15 protein-coding genes and 1 other RNA gene are annotated in these 15,905 nt (G+C 64.1%); 13 read left to right on the top strand and 3 right to left on the bottom strand.

Annotated elements, in window-relative coordinates; genetic code table 11:
• Positions 1-7 precede the first annotated feature (7 nt).
• A complete protein-coding gene (locus NKJ13_RS16760) occupies positions 8-949 on the top strand; it encodes a 2-hydroxyacid dehydrogenase (RefSeq protein ID WP_352777900.1) in 942 nt (313 codons plus the stop codon).
• A gap of 26 nt (positions 950-975) precedes the next feature.
• Here NKJ13_RS16760 and NKJ13_RS16755 read toward each other — a convergent pair whose 3' ends face one another.
• Genes NKJ13_RS16755 through NKJ13_RS16745 form a run of 3 tightly spaced genes read right to left on the bottom strand, consistent with a single transcriptional unit; the run spans position 976 to position 2,703 of the window.
• On the bottom strand, positions 976-1,278 hold the full coding sequence (locus tag NKJ13_RS16755; RefSeq protein ID WP_254816201.1) for a Dabb family protein: 303 nt from the start codon (positions 1,276-1,278) through the stop codon (positions 976-978).
• A gap of 25 nt (positions 1,279-1,303) precedes the next feature.
• Positions 1,304-2,245, bottom strand: a complete 942-nt coding sequence (gene nudC, locus NKJ13_RS16750) for an NAD(+) diphosphatase (RefSeq protein WP_352752267.1) — start codon at positions 2,243-2,245, stop codon at positions 1,304-1,306.
• 38 nt (positions 2,246-2,283) lie between these two features.
• A complete protein-coding gene (locus NKJ13_RS16745) occupies positions 2,284-2,703 on the bottom strand; it encodes an HIT family protein (RefSeq protein WP_023676868.1) in 420 nt (139 codons plus the stop codon).
• Positions 2,704-3,063: 360 nt separating this feature from the next.
• Here NKJ13_RS16745 and ffs point away from each other — a divergent pair.
• The 12 genes from ffs (at position 3,064) to NKJ13_RS16685 (ending at position 15,867) form a co-directional block, all read left to right on the top strand.
• An RNA gene (gene ffs / locus NKJ13_RS16740) (signal recognition particle sRNA small type) lies at positions 3,064-3,160 on the top strand.
• Between the two features lie 104 nt (positions 3,161-3,264).
• Entirely contained in the window at positions 3,265-5,091 is a 1,827-nt protein-coding gene (locus NKJ13_RS16735; protein ID WP_352644438.1) for a DNA polymerase III subunit gamma/tau, read from the top strand.
• Positions 5,092-5,122: 31 nt separating this feature from the next.
• Positions 5,123-5,446 carry a YbaB/EbfC family nucleoid-associated protein gene (locus NKJ13_RS16730; RefSeq protein WP_352740904.1) on the top strand — a complete coding sequence of 108 codons (324 nt, stop codon included), beginning with the start codon at positions 5,123-5,125 and terminating at the stop codon, positions 5,444-5,446.
• Positions 5,447-5,858: 412 nt separating this feature from the next.
• Positions 5,859-6,797 (top strand): cell wall hydrolase, encoded by a 939-nt coding sequence (locus tag NKJ13_RS16725; protein ID WP_352740906.1) that lies wholly within the window; start codon positions 5,859-5,861, stop codon positions 6,795-6,797.
• A gap of 146 nt (positions 6,798-6,943) precedes the next feature.
• Positions 6,944-7,549: a recombination mediator RecR gene (gene recR, locus NKJ13_RS16720; RefSeq protein ID WP_352740908.1), complete on the top strand. Its 606-nt coding sequence runs from the start codon at positions 6,944-6,946 to the stop codon at positions 7,547-7,549.
• A 223-nt stretch (positions 7,550-7,772) separates the two neighbouring features.
• Positions 7,773-9,005 (top strand): lytic murein transglycosylase, encoded by a 1,233-nt coding sequence (locus NKJ13_RS16715; protein WP_352740316.1) that lies wholly within the window; start codon positions 7,773-7,775, stop codon positions 9,003-9,005.
• Positions 9,006-9,205: 200 nt separating this feature from the next.
• Positions 9,206-10,849 (top strand): ABC transporter substrate-binding protein, encoded by a 1,644-nt coding sequence (locus tag NKJ13_RS16710; RefSeq protein WP_352740317.1) that lies wholly within the window; start codon positions 9,206-9,208, stop codon positions 10,847-10,849.
• 18 nt (positions 10,850-10,867) lie between these two features.
• Positions 10,868-11,935 (top strand): ABC transporter permease, encoded by a 1,068-nt coding sequence (locus NKJ13_RS16705; protein WP_254816192.1) that lies wholly within the window; start codon positions 10,868-10,870, stop codon positions 11,933-11,935.
• Positions 11,936-11,948: 13 nt separating this feature from the next.
• On the top strand, positions 11,949-12,869 hold the full coding sequence (gene nikC / locus NKJ13_RS16700) for a nickel transporter permease (RefSeq protein ID WP_352740318.1): 921 nt from the start codon (positions 11,949-11,951) through the stop codon (positions 12,867-12,869).
• Complete coding sequence (locus NKJ13_RS16695) at positions 12,866-13,699, top strand: ABC transporter ATP-binding protein (protein WP_254816190.1); 834 nt, start codon at positions 12,866-12,868, stop codon at positions 13,697-13,699. The genes nikC and NKJ13_RS16695 overlap by 4 nt, the downstream gene beginning before the upstream one ends.
• Entirely contained in the window at positions 13,696-14,445 is a 750-nt protein-coding gene (locus tag NKJ13_RS16690) for an ABC transporter ATP-binding protein (protein ID WP_352702353.1), read from the top strand. Before NKJ13_RS16695 ends, NKJ13_RS16690 begins: the two co-directional genes overlap by 4 nt.
• A 144-nt stretch (positions 14,446-14,589) precedes the next feature.
• Positions 14,590-15,867 carry a 4-aminobutyrate--2-oxoglutarate transaminase gene (locus NKJ13_RS16685; RefSeq protein WP_352740320.1) on the top strand — a complete coding sequence of 426 codons (1,278 nt, stop codon included), beginning with the start codon at positions 14,590-14,592 and terminating at the stop codon, positions 15,865-15,867.
• The last annotated feature ends 38 nt before the right edge of the window (positions 15,868-15,905 follow it).

The following is a 15,905-nucleotide window of genomic DNA, read 5'->3' as shown; positions in this document are numbered from 1 at the left end:
ATCCGCAATGGAAAAAGGCCGCATCCTGCTTGCCCTCACCGGTATTCATCCGCTGCGCTGGCGCGAACTGCTGTCGGCGGAGCGCGAAGTGGTGCTCGAGCCGAATGGCGCCGGCGATCCCTCGATCACCTATGCTGTGGTGTGGAAACAGAGGCCGAACCTGTTGTCGTCGCTGCCCAATCTGCGGGCTATCTTCTCGATCGGCGCCGGCGTCGACCACATTTTCGCCGATCCCACCTTGCCCGACGTACCGGTCGTCAAAGTGGTCGCCGACAACCTTACCCAGTACATGACCGAATACGTCGTCTGGCGGGTGCTCGACCACCATCGCCAGGGCATGCTCTACCGCGCCCAGCGGCAGAAGAAGATCTGGCACGAGCCGCAGCAGCGGCCGGCCGGCGACATCTCGGTCGGCATTATGGGGCTCGGCACGCTTGGCCGCGCGGCGGCATCGGTACTGTTGTCGCTCGGCTTTCCCGTTAATGGCTGGTCGCGCAGCGATCGGCCGATGGAACGTGTCTCGACTTACGCGGGCGAGGCCGGCCTGATCCCGTTCCTCAATGCCACCGATATCCTGGTGGTGCTGTTGCCGCTGACGCCACAGACGCACGGCATCATCAACCACGGCGTGCTGAAGGAGCTGCGCAAGCGCAATGGCCTCGGCGGCTCGGTGCTGATCAATGCCGGGCGCGGAAGGCTGCAGAAGGACGCCGACATTTTGCGCGCGCTGGACGACGGCACGCTGAAGGAAGCCAGCCTCGACGTGTTCGAGGTCGAACCGCTGCCGAAGACCAGCCCGCTATGGAGCCACCCGAAAGTGTTCGTGACGCCGCACGCGGCGGCAACTTCCGATCCAGTCCACCTGGCGCCGATCATGCTGCGTCAGATGGACGCCTTCGAGCGCGGCGAAGCGCTGGAAAATGTGGTGGATCGCGACGCGGGGTATTGATTTTTTTAGAGCGCCGCTTTCCAGTCTCAGCCCCAGCCGAGCGGCACGTAGTCGATCTCCATAAACGCCTCGACCTCCGGGATCCAGCGGTCGCGGACGAAGGCGACGTGGTCGGGATGGTCGTTATAGCCGGAGTAAGCCCGCTGATCGGCGAACTCCATCGAGAAGCCGAAGCGGTAGTCGTTCTTGGGGCTGACCTGCCGCAACTGCTCGAAATGCGTGACGCCCTTTATCGCCGTGAGGATCGTCTTGGCGTCGGCGAGGAACCTTTTTTCCTCGAGCGAATGCGGCGGGTGCTTTAGCGTGAACACGACGGTGTGACGGATCATTTTTTGCTCCTGCGATGTCTTCGTATCACGCGCTGTCGGCCCAGGCGCGGATAAGGTTATAGGCGATCGCCCCCTTCGGCGGTGTCACCAGGCCGCCCGGATGCTCGCGGGCCAGCATCGAGAGCACCTCGTCGCGAAAGAACCAGCGGCAATCTTCCAGCTCGTTGAAGTCGGGGTGGATATCGTCGTTGAGCGGTTCGCCGAAGCAGCCGATCATCAGCGAATAGGGAAACGGCCAGGGCTGGCTGGCGTGGTAGACGACGCGGCCTAGCCGAATGCCGGCTTCCTCCAGCGTTTCGCGGCGCACCGCCGCCTCGATCGTCTCGCCCGGCTCGATGAAACCGGCGAGCGCCGAATACATGCCGGGCCCGAAATGCCGGCCGCGGCCGAGCAGGCATTTTTCGCGTGTTGCCGTCAGCATGATCGCCACCGGGTCGGTGCGCGGAAAGTGCTCCGTGCCGCAGGCCGGGCAATGCCGCTTGTAACCGCCCGCCCGCATCTCGGCTTCGGTGCCGCACTTGCTGCAGAAGCGATGGCTGGCATGCCAGGCAAGCAGCGCCGCCCCTTGCGCCAGCGCGCCGGCGGCCGCTTCGTCGATCAACCCCTGCATATAGACCGAGCGATAGTCGATCGCCCTGATCGTCTCGGGAAGCTGCTCGGGCTCGACCCCGGCCGGCACCGCCAGCACCGGGCCGCTTTCGGAAAAACCGAGCAGGACGCCGTTTTCGAGCGATGCCTCGAGCGGCCGGCATTCGGCCACGCCGAACCAGGGGTCGAATGCGCCTTGCGCAAGCTTGAGGTAGAGCCGGCCGCCACGCATCAGCAAAAGCCGCGCCGAGGGATCGGCGAGTGCCTTTTCGACGGAATCGTCGGCGCGGTTTTCGGACTGCCGGTCGATAATGTTGCCGGCGAAGCCGACGAACTGGCTCGGCTCGCGCAAGGGCGCGTCAAACAGGCGAAAGCTCATGCAGACTCGGGAGGGTTCAAGGTGGACACGGGAGAGGCTTATAGCGCTGCCTTGATCTTTTCCGCAAACTTGCGAAGGTCGGAGCGCTGATAGGGCTCGCGCAGGCCGTGCCCCCACACCGGGCCGGGCCAGCCGGGATCGCCTTCCGAGCGCGCAATAACGTGTACATGCAACTGGCGCACGATGTTGCCGAGTGCGCCGGTATTGATCTTGGTGCAGCCGGTCACCCGCTTCAGCGCCAGCGCCACCATATTGGTCTCGAAGGTCAGCATCGCCTGGTCGAGCGGCGTCATATCGTGGATTTCCTCGATGCCCGGCCGCTGCGGCACCAGCAGCAGCCATGGCCAGCGGCGGTCGTTCATGACGCGCAATTCGCACAGGCCGAGCCACATCAGCTGTTCGCTGTCGGCTTCCAGCTGGGCGTCAAGCGTGAATCCGGCCTTGAGGCCCGGCAGCATCGGCGTTTCCCTCACTTTTGGACGTTTTTTGAACTCTATCGACGCTAGAGCGGCTTCCGAAGGGCCGCAAGGGGGAGCAAGCAACATTGGCCGTCGCGGCGCTGATTGTGCGCGAAGAAGTGAAGGCCCGGGCAAATTGCATCAGGTTGGCGCTGCCCCGCCGAGATCGACGATTTTGATCGTGGCCACATTTTGTTCTTGCTTTGTGCCGGCAGCTATGCTACTAATCCCGCTATGGTGATTATTCGCACCAACGACCCGCCCGCCGAGGCGGGTTTTTGGTTTCAGCTTTCGCCGTCGCTCAAGGCCCCCTATCATCCGCACTTGCATTTCATCGCCGGATTGCCGATATGGAGGCTGGGAGGTTGGTGGTGGACGGTCCACTCGCCAACCGGGTCAGGTCCGGAAGGAAGCAGCCCTAACGAGCCCGGAACGGGTCATTGTTCCAGCCTCCCGCCTCTTCGCCTTTTGCCCCGACATTGACGGCGCCAAGCCGTGCGGGCGAAACTATGCGCAGGAATCGGCCGCCTCCAGTGGCAGCCCTTGGAGCTTAACGGGCGAATGAGCGAAGCCGGAAACGAGGCCGGGAAATTGGACAAGCCTGCCGCCTACCGCGTGCTGGCGCGCAAATACCGACCGTCGAATTTCTCCGAGCTGATCGGCCAGGAGCCGATGGTCCGCACCTTGACCAATGCCTTTGCCACCGGCCGCATCGCCCAGGCCTGGATGCTGACCGGCGTGCGCGGCGTCGGCAAGACCACGACCGCGCGCATACTCGCGCGGGCCCTGAACTACAAAACACCGACGGTCGACCAGCCTTCCGTCGACCTTGCCGTGCTCGGCGAGCATTGCCAGGCGATCATGGAAGGCCGGCATGTCGACGTCATCGAGATGGACGCCGCCTCGCATACCGGCATCGACGACATCAGGGACATCATCGAGCGTGTGCGCTACGCCCCGGTGTCGGCGCGCTACAAGGTCTACATCATCGACGAAGTGCACATGCTTTCCAACCAGGCCTTCAACGGCCTGTTGAAGACGCTGGAAGAGCCGCCGCCGCACGTCAAGTTCATCTTCGCCACCACCGAAATCCGCAAGGTGCCGATCACCGTCCTGTCGCGCTGCCAGCGTTTCGACCTCAGGCGCATCGATGCGGCAATGATCAAGGCCGACCTTGCCAGGATAGCCGGTCTGGAGGGCATCGAAGTCGAAGAGGATGCGCTGGCGATGATCGCCCGCGCGGCCGAAGGCTCGATGCGCGATGCGCAGTCGATCCTCGACCAGGCGATCGCCCATGGCGGCGGCGCGGTCAGCGCCGAAGCGGTGCGCGCCATGCTCGGCCTTGCCGACCGCGCCCGCATCGTCGACCTGTTCGAGCATGTCATGAAGGGCGACGTCGCCGCCGCCCTTGCCGAATTCCGTGCCCAGTACGATACCGGCGCCGATCCTGCCGCGGTGCTGACCGACCTTGCCGAGTTCAACCATCTGGTCACCCGTCTGCGTTTCGTGCCGGCTGCCATCGACGACGCCTCGCTGTCCGAGGACGAGCGCCGGCGCGGCGCCGATTTCGCCAGCACGCTGTCGGTCAAGGTGCTGTCGCGGACATGGCAGATGCTCTTGAAAGGCATTCCCGAGGTGCAGACCTCCAACCGCCCGGTCAGCGCCGCCGAGATGGTGCTGATCCGGCTGGCGCATGCCGCCGACCTGCCGACGCTGGACGAGGCGCTCAAATCGCTGGAGAACGGCGTTTCGCCGCCGGGCGCCGCGCCGCGCGTGAATGGCGCGCCGGCAAGCCCCGGCCCCGCAAACCATGCGCCTGCAAGCGGTGGTGCCGGTGCCGTGGCGCAGACGCGGATGCCGACGGCCAATGGCGGCGCGCAGACGATGCGCCTGGTCGAGGCCGAGCCCGTGCCGACGAACTTCGTTGCTCCGCCGGAGCCGGTGGTCGAGGCGCCGCTGGTGCCGGTGAAATCGCTGGCCGATATTGTCGCCCTTGCCGACGCCCAGCGCGACATGGCCTTCAAGGTGCTGGTGAAGCGTTGCGTGCGCCTGGTGCGCATCGAGCCCGGCCGTATCGACGTCAGCCTGACCGACGATGCGCCGAAGATGCTGCTCAACGATTTGACCGCCAAGCTGCGCGCCTGGACGGGCCGCAGCTGGCTGGTGTCGCTGTCGAAGGAGGAGGGCGGCCAGACGCTGGCCGAGATGGAATCGACAAAGCGCGAAAACGCCTTCCTCGATGCCAAGAGCGACCCGACGGTCGCCGCCATCCTGGCGCGCTTTCCCGGCGCCAAGATCATCGACGTGCGCATTCCCGACGCGCCGGAAGCCGATGCGGCAGAGGCCGAAGTGCCGGTCGAGCCGCCGGCCGACGACGACGAAACCTGAACAACCAGCACCAACTGCAAAGGACCGTGCGATGAAAGATCTTCTCGGCCTGATGGGCAAGGCAAAGGAAATGCAGGCCAAGTTCCAGGCCATGCAGGATGAGATTGCCACGCTGGAAGCCACCGGACAGGCCGGCGGCGGCCTGGTCAGCGTGACGCTGACCGGCAAATTCGAGATGAAGTCGCTGAAGATCGACCCGGCGCTGTTCAAGGAGGACGAGGTCGAGATTCTCGAGGACCTGCTTGTCGCTGCCCACAACGACGCCAGGACCAAGGTCGAGCAGATCATGCAGGAGAAGACCAAGGCCCTGACCGCGGGACTGCCGATCCCGCCGGGAATGAAGCTGCCGTTCTAAGGTGTGTTGATATTCAGGTGATGCCGGCCTGCAAACGGCAGCTTCCGGTGCTCACGTACGAAACGTACGCTCCGCTCCGGTTCTCGGAAGCCGCCATTTTCGGCTCGGCCTGACCTGAATCTCAGCACACCTCGAGCTGTGTTTACAGTTACCGCGTCGACTGAACCAATCTCTCCAGGCTTGGGCAAGCCCTCTTGCGGAGATTGCGGCGCTCCAAGGTCACGGCATGAATCCTTGGAACCATGCCGGCACCTGACCGAAGAGGGCAGCGATCCAACGCTCTTCGCCCGCCAGCTGTGTCTATTGGGCAACGCCCCAAACTTAATAACCGCTTTAGCCATCTTTTTGCCTGAAAGTGTCTCATTCTTGCCGCAACCAGGGGCGGGCTGGCAGCAGAATGAGGGGACACCTGTTGATCTCTACCCGATGGAAGACGCCGTTGCGGCTCGGCGTCGTTATCTCGCCGCTGTTTTTGGCCGCTTGCAGTCAGACCGCCTCGCACGGCATGTCCAGCCTGACCGATGCCATTACGCCGGGTTTCCTGAGCTCGCGCTCCTACAATTCCACGCCGAAGGAGAAGGAATGCCTGGAGCGGGCGATGTTCTTCGAGTCCAACCGGTCGAGCCGTGACGGCATGATTGCGGTCGGCACGGTGGTGATGAACCGGCTGCGGTCCGGCAAGCACGGCAGCACCATCTGCGAAGTGGTTGGCGAGCGCGGCCAGTTCGCGCCGGGCGTCATGACACGGCCGATGAATTCGAAGGCGATGCCCGACGTCGAGGAGGCCGCCGAGGCGGTGCTCAAGGGCGAGCGCAAAGCCAAGCTGAAGAACACCATGTATTTCCACACCGCCGGCCTGCGCTTCCCCTACAAGAACATGCACTACACCATGGTCGCCGGCGGCAATGCCTTTTATGAAAAGCGCGGCCGCAACTGGCAGCCGCTGCCGGACGAACCGGTGGTCGCCATAGCCCAGGCCAAGCCGCAAGCGCCTGCCGCTCAGGCCATACTTGTCGCTTCGGCGGAGCCGGCTCGCGAGGTCAAGCCGACATTCGCCAAGGCAACCTATGTTACCGCCGCCGCATCGCAGCCAGCAAGGCAGACAAGGGTGACTGCAGGAATGGCGACCGCGGCGAGGGCGGCACCGGAGAAGCCAATCCTTGTGGCGCTGCAGGAGCCAATGCAGGAACCGGACGCGGCCCGTTTCGGTGGAACCGTGAACCCCCGGCCGGTCACAACATTCCAGGCGGCGCCGGCAGAGCCGACAATGTCGTTCGAGGCGACGCCCGAGAACACCGACGCCATCGGCGCGATGATCGCCGGCCAGACCCGGCCGCTGGAGGAAAACTGAGGCGGCCGGCGTCGGCGCGTTGTACGGGGAGAAATGCCCGGCACGCAATGAGGGGCGGCGCAACGCCGGGCGATTGCCTCTTTGCAGGCTGAACAGCGCGCCTCAGCGCTGTTCCAAAACCCGTTGAAAAATCCTAAACCGGAGCGATGTCGAAGCGAATCGCCGGTCCCGAGATCGAACGCCTGATCCAGCTGCTGGCCAAGGTGCCGGGGCTTGGCCCGCGTTCGGCGCGCCGCGCCGCGCTCCACCTCATCAAGAAGAAGGAGCAGCTGCTGGCGCCGCTTGCCGCTGCCATGGGCGAGGCCGTCGACAAGGTGCGCATCTGCTCGACCTGCGGCAATGTCGACACCTCCGATCCATGCATGATCTGCACCGACCCGCGCCGCGACCCCACCACGCTCATCGTTGTCGAGGACGTGGCCGACCTTTGGGCGCTGGAGCGGGCGACCGCCATGAACGTGCGTTATCATGTGCTCGGCGGTACGCTGTCGCCGCTCGACGGCATTGGTCCCGATGAGCTCAACATCCGATCGCTGGTCGATCGCGTCGCCGGCGGCGAGGTCAAGGAAGTGATCCTCGCCGTCAACGCTACGGTCGAGGGCCAGACTACCGCGCACTACCTCACCGACCAGCTTTCCGGCTTCGACGTCAAGGTGACGCGCCTGGCGCACGGTGTTCCGGTCGGCGGCGAACTCGACTATCTCGACGAAGGCACGCTCGCCGCCGCACTGCGCTCGCGGACGGTGTTTTGAGGCGAGTTGCGGGGAGGGTAGCTCTGAGATGATTGCGTTCTTTCACGCCCCCCTCTGTCCTGCCGGACATCTCCCCCTCAAGGGGGGAGATTGGCTGTCATGCCGGCTTTCGCCAATCTTCAACGCTGCGAAACTGGCAACGAAATCGAAACTGCCAATCTCCCCCCTTGAGGGGGAGATGTCCGGCAGGACAGAGGGGGGCGCGAAGGAACGCGACCTTTGCATGCTCAGCTTTGCATTTCTTCTAGCAGCCATCATCAGCTTCCTCCTCGCCACCCCCGCCTCCGCGGCAAAGATCGACGACCAGTTCCGCGCGTGGCTTGGCAACGACCTCTGGCCCGAAGCCAGCGCCAAAGGCATTTCCAGGAAAACCTTCGATGCCGCCTTCGACGGCGTCAAGCCGAACCTCAAACTGCCCGACCTGGTAAAGCCGGGCGAGAGGGCGACGACGCCGCGGAAGCAGCATCAGGCCGAGTTCGGTTCGCCAGGCGCCTATTTCGCCGAAAAGATCGTCCGTGCGGTGACCGCCGGCGGCCGCACCCGCGAGGCGGCCAACGCTAGGACCCTTGCAGCGATCGAGAAACGCTACGGCGTGCCTGGCGAAGTGCTGCTGGCGATCTGGGGTCGCGAGAGCGGCTTCGGCGCAGCGAAGCTGCCTTATGACGCCTTCGAGGTGCTGGGCACCAAGGCGTTCATGTCGACCAAGAAGGAATTCTTCCGCACCGAGCTCTTGGCGGCGCTGGAGATCGTCGAGCGCGGGCTTGCCCCGGTCGGTGCGATGAAATCGTCCTGGGCCGGCGCGCTCGGCCAGCCGCAGTTCATGCCGACGTCGTTCCTCAAGCATGCCGTCGATTTTGACGGCGACGGCCGCACCGACATCTGGAATTCGACGCCCGACATACTGGAATCGATCGCCAATTATCTCGTACATTATGGCTGGGTCAGGGGCCGCGGCTGGGGCTTCGAGGTGATGGTGCCGGAAAGCGTCTCGTGCTCGCTCGAAGGTCCGGACCAGGGCAGGAAGATTTCCCAATGGGCTGATATGGGCATCAGGCGTGTGTCGGGTAAACCGTTCCCGGCGAGCGAACTGAAAGCCGAGGGCTTTCTTTTGATGCCGGCCGGGCGTAGCGGCCCGGCCTTCATCGTGACCCCCAATTTCTACGTGCTGAAGCAGTATAACACCAGCGATCTCTATGCCCTGTTCATCGGCCATGGCGCCGATCGCATCGCCCATGGCGACAGCAATTTCTCGGGCAATTGGGGCGCGGTCGGCGGGCTCTACCGCTCCGACATCGCCGCCCTGCAGCGGGCGCTGGAAGCCAAGGGCTACGATGTCGGCAGCGCCGACGGCCTGCCTGGCTTCAAGACGCGCCGCTCGATCGGCAAATGGCAGGCCAGCAACGGCCGTTCCGCTACCTGCTTTCCCGACCCCGACCTGGTTACCGCGCTGAAATAGCCGGATTTTCGCACCGCCGGTCTGGCCCAATCGACCGTTCTGCAAATGCTCGTTGCCGCGCTCGAAACCGCCGGATATGGTGAGCTGGAACCGCACAAAAATTGCCAATACGACGGTCCGGGGATCACCGTTCGACGCGGCAAGAAATGCCACAACCCTGAGCCGGGAACTCAGGTCAACAAAAACAGGGAACAGTTGAAATGATGATGGAAAAGTTTGCTCTACGCACCCGCTTCTTGCTCGCGGGCGCCGCCATGTCCGCGCTGCTTCTGGCCGGTGCGCCTGCCTTCGCGGTCACGCCCGCCGACACGCTGGTCGAGGGTTTCGCCATCGACGACATCATCTCCATGGATCCAGGCGAGGCATTCGAACTGTCTACCGCTGAAGTCACCGGCAACACCTACGATCTCCTGGTGCGCCTCGACCTCAGCGACACCTCGAAGGTCAAAGGCGATCTCGCCGAAAGCTGGAGCGTCTCCGACGACGGCCTGACCTACACGTTCAAGCTCAAGCCCGGCCTCAAATTCGCCTCCGGCAATCCGATCACAGCGGCGGACGTCGCCTATTCGTTCGAGCGCGCCATCAAGCTCGACAAGAGCCCGGCCTTCATCATCGGCCAGTTCGGCATCGACGGCGGCAACGTCACCGAGAAGGCCAAGGCTGTTGATGACACGACGTTCCAGTTCACCGTCGACAAGGCCTATGCGCCGAGCTTCGTGCTGAACTGCCTGTCGGCGACGGTCGCCTCGGTCGTCGACGCCAAGCTGGTCAAGGAGCATCTCGCGGCGGTCACGCCGAGCGCCGACTACAAATGGGACAATGATTTCGGCAATGCCTGGCTGAAGACCGGCTATGCCGGCTCCGGTGCCTTCAAGCTGCGCGAATGGCGCGCCAACGAAGTTGTCGTCCTTGAGCGCAACGACAATTACTACGGCGAGAAGGCCAAGCTTGCCCGCGTCATCTATCGCAACATGAAGGAAAGCTCGGGCCAGCGCCTGGCGCTGGAAACCGGTGATATCGACGTCGCCCGCAATCTCGAGCCAAACGATCTCGACGCCATCGCCAAGAACGCCGATCTCACCACCACCAGCGCGCCGAAAGGCACGGTTTTTTACATCAGCCTCAACCAGAAGAACCCGAACCTCGCCAAGCCCGAGGTCCGCCAGGCTTTCAAATATCTGGTCGACTACGACGCGTTGAGCTCAACCATCCTCAAGGGCATCGGCGAGATCCACCAGACCTTCCTGCCCAAGGGCGACCTTGGTGCTCTCGACGAAAACCCGTTCAAGCTCGATGTCGCCAAGGCCAAGGACCTGCTTGCCAAGGCGGGTCTCGCCGACGGCTTCAACGTCACCATGGACGTGCGCACCGGCCAACCGACCACCGGCATGGCGGAATCGATCCAGCAGACGCTGGGACAGGCCGGCATCAAGCTGGAGATCATCCCCGGCGACGGCAAGCAGACGCTGACCAAATACCGCGCCCGCAACCACGACATCTATATCGGCCAGTGGGGCCAGGACTATTTCGATCCGAACTCCAATGCCCAGACCTTTGCCAGCAACCCGGACAATTCGGATGAAGCCAAGACCAAGACCCTGGCCTGGCGCAATGCTTGGGACATTCCGGACTTGACCAAGCAGACAGAGGCGGCCCTGCTCGAGAAGGATTCGGCCAAGCGCGCCGCAATGTACGAGGATCTTCAGAGGAAGATCCTCGATACCAGTCCTTTCGTCATCATCCACCAGCAGCTGGAAGTGGCTGGCCTGCGCAAGAACCTCAAGGGCTTTGCGCTCGGTCCGAGCTTCGACACCAACTTCGTCGGCCCGGTTTCGAAGGAGTGATGTCGGCGGACGCGCCGCATGAGCTTGGCTGAAAGGGAAACGACGGCGGGGCGCGGCAGCGCTCGCGCCGTTGCCGCTGCCTCATCGATCGCCCGGTTCCTGGTCATCGCCATAACGACTTATCTCGGTCTGCTCGCGGTGACCTTCTTCATCGGCCGGGTGATCCCGATCGACCCGGTGCTGGCGGTGCTCGGCGACCGGGCGCCGACCAATGTCGTCGAACGAACGCGCCGCGAGATGGGTCTCGACCTGCCGCTGGTCGAGCAGTTCTACATCTATGTCAAACATGCCTTGAATGGTGATTTCGGCACCTCGGTGCTGACCACTAATCCGGTGATGACGGACATCCGCCGCGCCTTTCCGGCGACGCTCGAACTGGCAACACTAGGGACGCTGATCGGTTCGGTGATCGGCGTGCCGCTTGGTGTGCTGGCGGCCGTGCGGCGCGGCAGCATCATCGACCAGATCGTGCGCATCATCGGTCTTGTCGGCTATTCCGTGCCGATCTTCTGGCTGGGGCTGCTGGCGCTGGTGCTGTTCTACGCCAAGCTGCAATGGGTCGCCTTTCCCGGCCGCCTCGATATCGTCTACGAATACACCTTCACGCCGATTACCGGCTTTTACCTGCTGGATGCACTCTGGCAGCGGCAGTGGGACGTATTTGCCGATGCCTTCCGCCACATCATCCTGCCTGCCTCGCTGCTCGGCTATTTCTCGCTCGCCTACATCAGCCGCATGACGCGCTCCTTCATGCTGAACGAACTCACCCAGGAATACATCGTGGCGGCGCGCGCCAAGGGCCTGTCGGAAACGCGCATCATCTGGGGTCACGCGCTGCGCAACGCCGCGGTGCCGATGGTTACGGTGATCGCTCTGTCCTATGCCGGGCTGCTCGAAGGCTCGGTGCTGACCGAGACGGTGTTTTCGTGGCCGGGCATCGGCCTCTACATCACCAACTCGCTGCAGAACGCCGACATGAATGCCGTGCTTGGGGGCACGATCATCATCGGCTCGGTCTTCATCGGCATCAATCTTTTGTCCGACCTGCTCTACCGGCTGCTCGACCCAAGGACCAAGGCAGGATGAGGACCAAGGCAGGATGAGCGCAGAAGCGATTCAAACCCGCCGTGATTGGCTGCTCAGCGAGCGGCCGGCGTCGCGCGTGCAGGCAAGGCTCGGCCGCGCCTATGTAGCCTGGCGGCGCTTTTCCGCCAACCGGCTGGCCTTTGTCGGCCTGCTCATCATCATCGCCCTGCTGGTGGTCGCGGCCTTCGCCGATGTGCTGGCGCCCTATTCGCCGACATTCGGCGACCTCAAGGGCTCGCGGCTGCTGGCGCCAAGTGCCGCGCACTGGTTCGGCACCGACGATCTCGGCCGCGATATCTATTCGCGCATCATCTTCGGTTCGCGTTGGACACTCTATGTCGTCATTCTGGTCGCCATCATCGCCGCGCCCATCGGCTTGCTGGTCGGCACCGTTGCCGGCTATACCGGCGGCTGGACCGATGCGATCCTGATGCGCATCACCGACATCTTTCTCGCCTTTCCGAAGCTGATCCTGGCGCTGGCCTTTGTCGCCGCGCTCGGCCCCGGCATCGAAAACGCGGTGCTCGCCATCGCCATCACCTCGTGGCCGCCCTATGCCCGCATTGCCCGCGCCGAAACGCTGACGGTGCGCAATTCCGATTATATCAAGGCGGTGCAACTGATGGGCGCTTCGCCGTTTCGCATCGTGCTTCGCCACATCATGCCGCTCTGCATCTCCTCGCTGATCATCAGGGTGACGCTCGACATGGCCGGCATCATCCTGACCGCCGCCGGCCTCGGCTTCCTCGGCCTCGGCGCGCAGCCGCCGCTGCCGGAATGGGGCGCGATGATCGCGTCGGGCCGACGCTTCGTGCTCGACCAGTGGTGGGTGGCGGGCGCGCCGGGCTTTGCCATCCTCATCGTCAGCCTCGGCTTCAACCTGCTCGGCGACGGCCTGCGCGACGCGCTCGATCCGCGAAGCGGTGACCAATGAGCACGCTTCTCGAAGTCGACGACCTGCGCGTCACCTTCCCGACGCGCACCGGCCTGATCGAGGCAGTGCGCGGCGTTTCCTTCTCGCTGGGCCGCGAACGGCTCGGCATCGTCGGGGAGAGCGGTTCGGGCAAGTCGCAGACCGGCCGCGCCATCATGGGCGTCACCCCGCCGCAGGCCGAGGTGACCGCAAAGACGCTTGCTTTCGACGGCATCGACCTGCTGGCCGCCTCGCCGCGCGAGCGCCGCGCACTGCGCGGCAAGCGTATCGCCATGATCCTGCAGGATCCGAAATATTCGCTCGACCCGGTGATGAGCATCGGCCGCCAGATCGTCGAGACACTGCGCACGCATGAGAAAGTCTCCAAGGCCGAAGCCCGCGACCGCGCGCTTGCCATGCTGGAGGCTGTGCAGATCCGCGATCCGGCCCGTGTCTTCGACCTGCATCCGCACGAGGTTTCCGGCGGCATGGGCCAGCGCGCCATGATCGCCATGATGCTGATCGCCGGGCCGGAGATGATGATCGCCGATGAGCCGACCTCGGCACTCGACGTCACTGTGCAGCTCGACGTGCTCGGCATCCTCGACCGGCTGGTCAGCGAGCGCGGCATGGGGCTGATCTTCATCTCGCACGACCTGCGCTTGGTCTCATCTTTCTGCGATCGTGTCATCGTCATGTATGCCGGCAAGGTGGTCGAACAGCTCAAAGCCTCGGAGCTCGGCCGTGCCCAGCATCCCTATACGCGCGGCCTGCTCAACTGCATGCCCAAGATCGGCGCCGACCGTCACCCGCTGCCGGTGCTCGACCGCAAGCCGGAGTGGGCGGCATGACGGCAGCCCTTTCCGTCGACCGGCTGGAGGTGGTCTTCGACCGTTTTCGCGCGCTGAAGGGCGTCAGCCTTGAAGTCGAGTCCGGTGAATCCTTCGGCCTGGTCGGCGAGTCCGGCTCCGGCAAGTCGACGTTACTCAGGGCAATCGCCGGCCTGGCGCCGGCCGCTTCGGGCACCATCGCCGTCAACGGCAAACAGCTCGGCGCGCGCCGCGACAAGGCGTTCTACCGCGAGGTGCAGATGGTCTTCCAGGACCCGTACGGCTCGCTGCACCCGCGCCAGACCGTCGACCGCTTGCTGCAGGAGCCGCTCGCCATTCACGGCTTTGCTGACGGCGAAAAGCGCATCCAGCGGGCGTTGGACGAGGTCGGCCTGGGCACCGGCTTCCGTTTTCGCTATTCGCATCAATTGTCCGGCGGCCAGCGCCAGCGCGTGGCAATCGCCCGTGCCCTGATCCTCGAACCGTCGATCCTGCTGCTCGATGAGCCGACCTCGGCGCTCGACGCTTCGGTGCAGGCGGAGGTGCTGAACCTGCTGGAGGAGATCCGGCGGCGGCGCAAGCTGACCTTCCTGATGGTCAGCCACGACCTCGCCATCATCACCCATATGTGCGAGCGGCTGATGGTGATGCAGAACGGCGAGGCGGTCGAGCACCTCAGCGCCGGCGACCTCGTCGAGCGCCGCGTCGCCAAGGACTACACGCGCAATCTGCTGAGGGCGAGCGAGGGGTTTGTCAGGACGGCATGAGCGACGGGCCTTCGGTTGCCGACATCGGCATCGACAGGCCCAATCGCCGGGCGACGGTGCCAACTTGAGGAAAACCTGAAATAACCCCAAAAGAGTCTCAACAGCCATCAAACGAGAGCGGGCGCCGGTCCGGTGAGGGATACGATGACAAATTCAGCCATTTCCGAACGCAAGAACCAGTCGATTTCGCGCGGCGTCGGCATGACCACTCAGATCTATGCCGATCGCGCCGAAAACTCGGAAATCTGGGACGTCGAAGGCCGCCGCTATATCGATTTTTCGTCCGGTATCGCTGTCGTCAACACTGGCCACCGTCACCCCAGGGTCATCGAAGCGGTCAAGGCGCAGCTCGACCGCTTCACCCATACCTGCTACCAGGTCGTGCCCTACGAGAGCTATATCCGGCTGGCCGAACGGCTGAACGGCATGCTGCCCGGCAAGTTCGACAAGAAGACGATTTTTGTCACCACCGGCGCCGAGGCGGTCGAGAACGCTATCAAGATTGCCCGTAACGCCACCGGCCGGCCGGCGGTCATCGCTTTTTCCGGCGGCTTTCACGGCCGCACCTTCATGGGCATGGCACTGACCGGCAAGGTCGTGCCCTACAAGGTCGGCTTCGGCGCCATGCCGGCGGATGTCTTCCATGCGCCGTTCCCGGTGGCGCTGCACGGCGTCTCGGTCGCCGATTCGATGGCGGCGCTCGACCGGCTGTTCAAGGCCGATGTCGATCCGGCCCGCGTCGCCGCCATCATCGTCGAGCCGGTGCAGGGCGAGGGCGGCTTCTACGAGGCGCCGCGCGACTTCATGACCGCATTGCGCAAGATCTGCGACCAGCATGGCATGCTGCTGATCGCCGACGAGGTGCAGACCGGCTTTGCCCGCACCGGCAAGATGTTCGCCATGGACCACCACGAGGTGGCGGCCGACATCACCACCATGGCCAAGAGCCTTGCCGGCGGCTTTCCGCTGGCGGCGGTCACCGGACGTGCCGAGATCATGGATGCGCCGAATCCCGGCGGGCTCGGCGGCACCTATGGCGGCAGTCCGATCGGCGTCGCCGCGGCGCATGCCGTGCTTGACGTCATCGACGAGGAGAAGCTCTGCGACCGCGCCAACACGCTGGGCAACCGTCTGAAGCAGCGCCTGCAATCGATCCGTGACGAAGCGCCGGAGATCGTCGATATCAGGGGCCCCGGCTTTATGAACGCGGTCGAGTTCAACGATGTGACGAAGGGCCTGCCGTCGCCGGAACTCGCCAATGCGGTCCGGCTGAAGGCGCTCGACAAGGGTCTGATCCTGCTGACCTGCGGCGTCTACGGCAACGTCATCCGCTTCCTCGCGCCGATCACCATCCAGGACGGCGTCATGAACGAGGCGCTCGACATCCTGGAAAGTTCGATCCGCGACGCCCGCGCCGCCTAAGCGGCGAGGATATCGCCTGGGATTCAACTGCGGCGAAG

The sequence above is a fragment of the Mesorhizobium sp. M0174 genome, from assembly GCF_040322275.1.
In the GTDB taxonomy this organism is placed as follows: Bacteria; Pseudomonadota; Alphaproteobacteria; order Rhizobiales; family Rhizobiaceae; genus Mesorhizobium.
The sequence above is the reverse complement of the archived record's forward strand: the minus strand, read 5'-3'. Positions and strand labels throughout refer to the sequence as shown.

Bases quoted from the DNA above. Each gene is read 5' to 3' on its own strand.
- NKJ13_RS16760 (WP_352777900.1), top strand. From the start codon at position 8: ATGGAAAAAGGCCGCATCCTGCTTGCCCTCACCGGTATTCATCCGCTG.
- NKJ13_RS16755 (WP_254816201.1), bottom strand. From the start codon at position 1,278: ATGATCCGTCACACCGTCGTGTTCACGCTAAAGCACCCGCCGCATTCG.
- nudC (WP_352752267.1), bottom strand. From the start codon at position 2,245: ATGAGCTTTCGCCTGTTTGACGCGCCCTTGCGCGAGCCGAGCCAGTTC.
- NKJ13_RS16745 (WP_023676868.1), bottom strand. From the start codon at position 2,703: ATGCTGCCGGGCCTCAAGGCCGGATTCACGCTTGACGCCCAGCTGGAA.
- NKJ13_RS16735 (WP_352644438.1), top strand. From the start codon at position 3,265: ATGAGCGAAGCCGGAAACGAGGCCGGGAAATTGGACAAGCCTGCCGCC.
- NKJ13_RS16730 (WP_352740904.1), top strand. From the start codon at position 5,123: ATGAAAGATCTTCTCGGCCTGATGGGCAAGGCAAAGGAAATGCAGGCC.
- recR (WP_352740908.1), top strand. From the start codon at position 6,944: ATGTCGAAGCGAATCGCCGGTCCCGAGATCGAACGCCTGATCCAGCTG.
- NKJ13_RS16715 (WP_352740316.1), top strand. From the start codon at position 7,773: ATGCTCAGCTTTGCATTTCTTCTAGCAGCCATCATCAGCTTCCTCCTC.
- NKJ13_RS16710 (WP_352740317.1), top strand. From the start codon at position 9,206: ATGATGATGGAAAAGTTTGCTCTACGCACCCGCTTCTTGCTCGCGGGC.
- NKJ13_RS16705 (WP_254816192.1), top strand. From the start codon at position 10,868: ATGAGCTTGGCTGAAAGGGAAACGACGGCGGGGCGCGGCAGCGCTCGC.
- nikC (WP_352740318.1), top strand. From the start codon at position 11,949: ATGAGCGCAGAAGCGATTCAAACCCGCCGTGATTGGCTGCTCAGCGAG.
- NKJ13_RS16695 (WP_254816190.1), top strand. From the start codon at position 12,866: ATGAGCACGCTTCTCGAAGTCGACGACCTGCGCGTCACCTTCCCGACG.
- NKJ13_RS16690 (WP_352702353.1), top strand. From the start codon at position 13,696: ATGACGGCAGCCCTTTCCGTCGACCGGCTGGAGGTGGTCTTCGACCGT.
- NKJ13_RS16685 (WP_352740320.1), top strand. From the start codon at position 14,590: ATGACAAATTCAGCCATTTCCGAACGCAAGAACCAGTCGATTTCGCGC.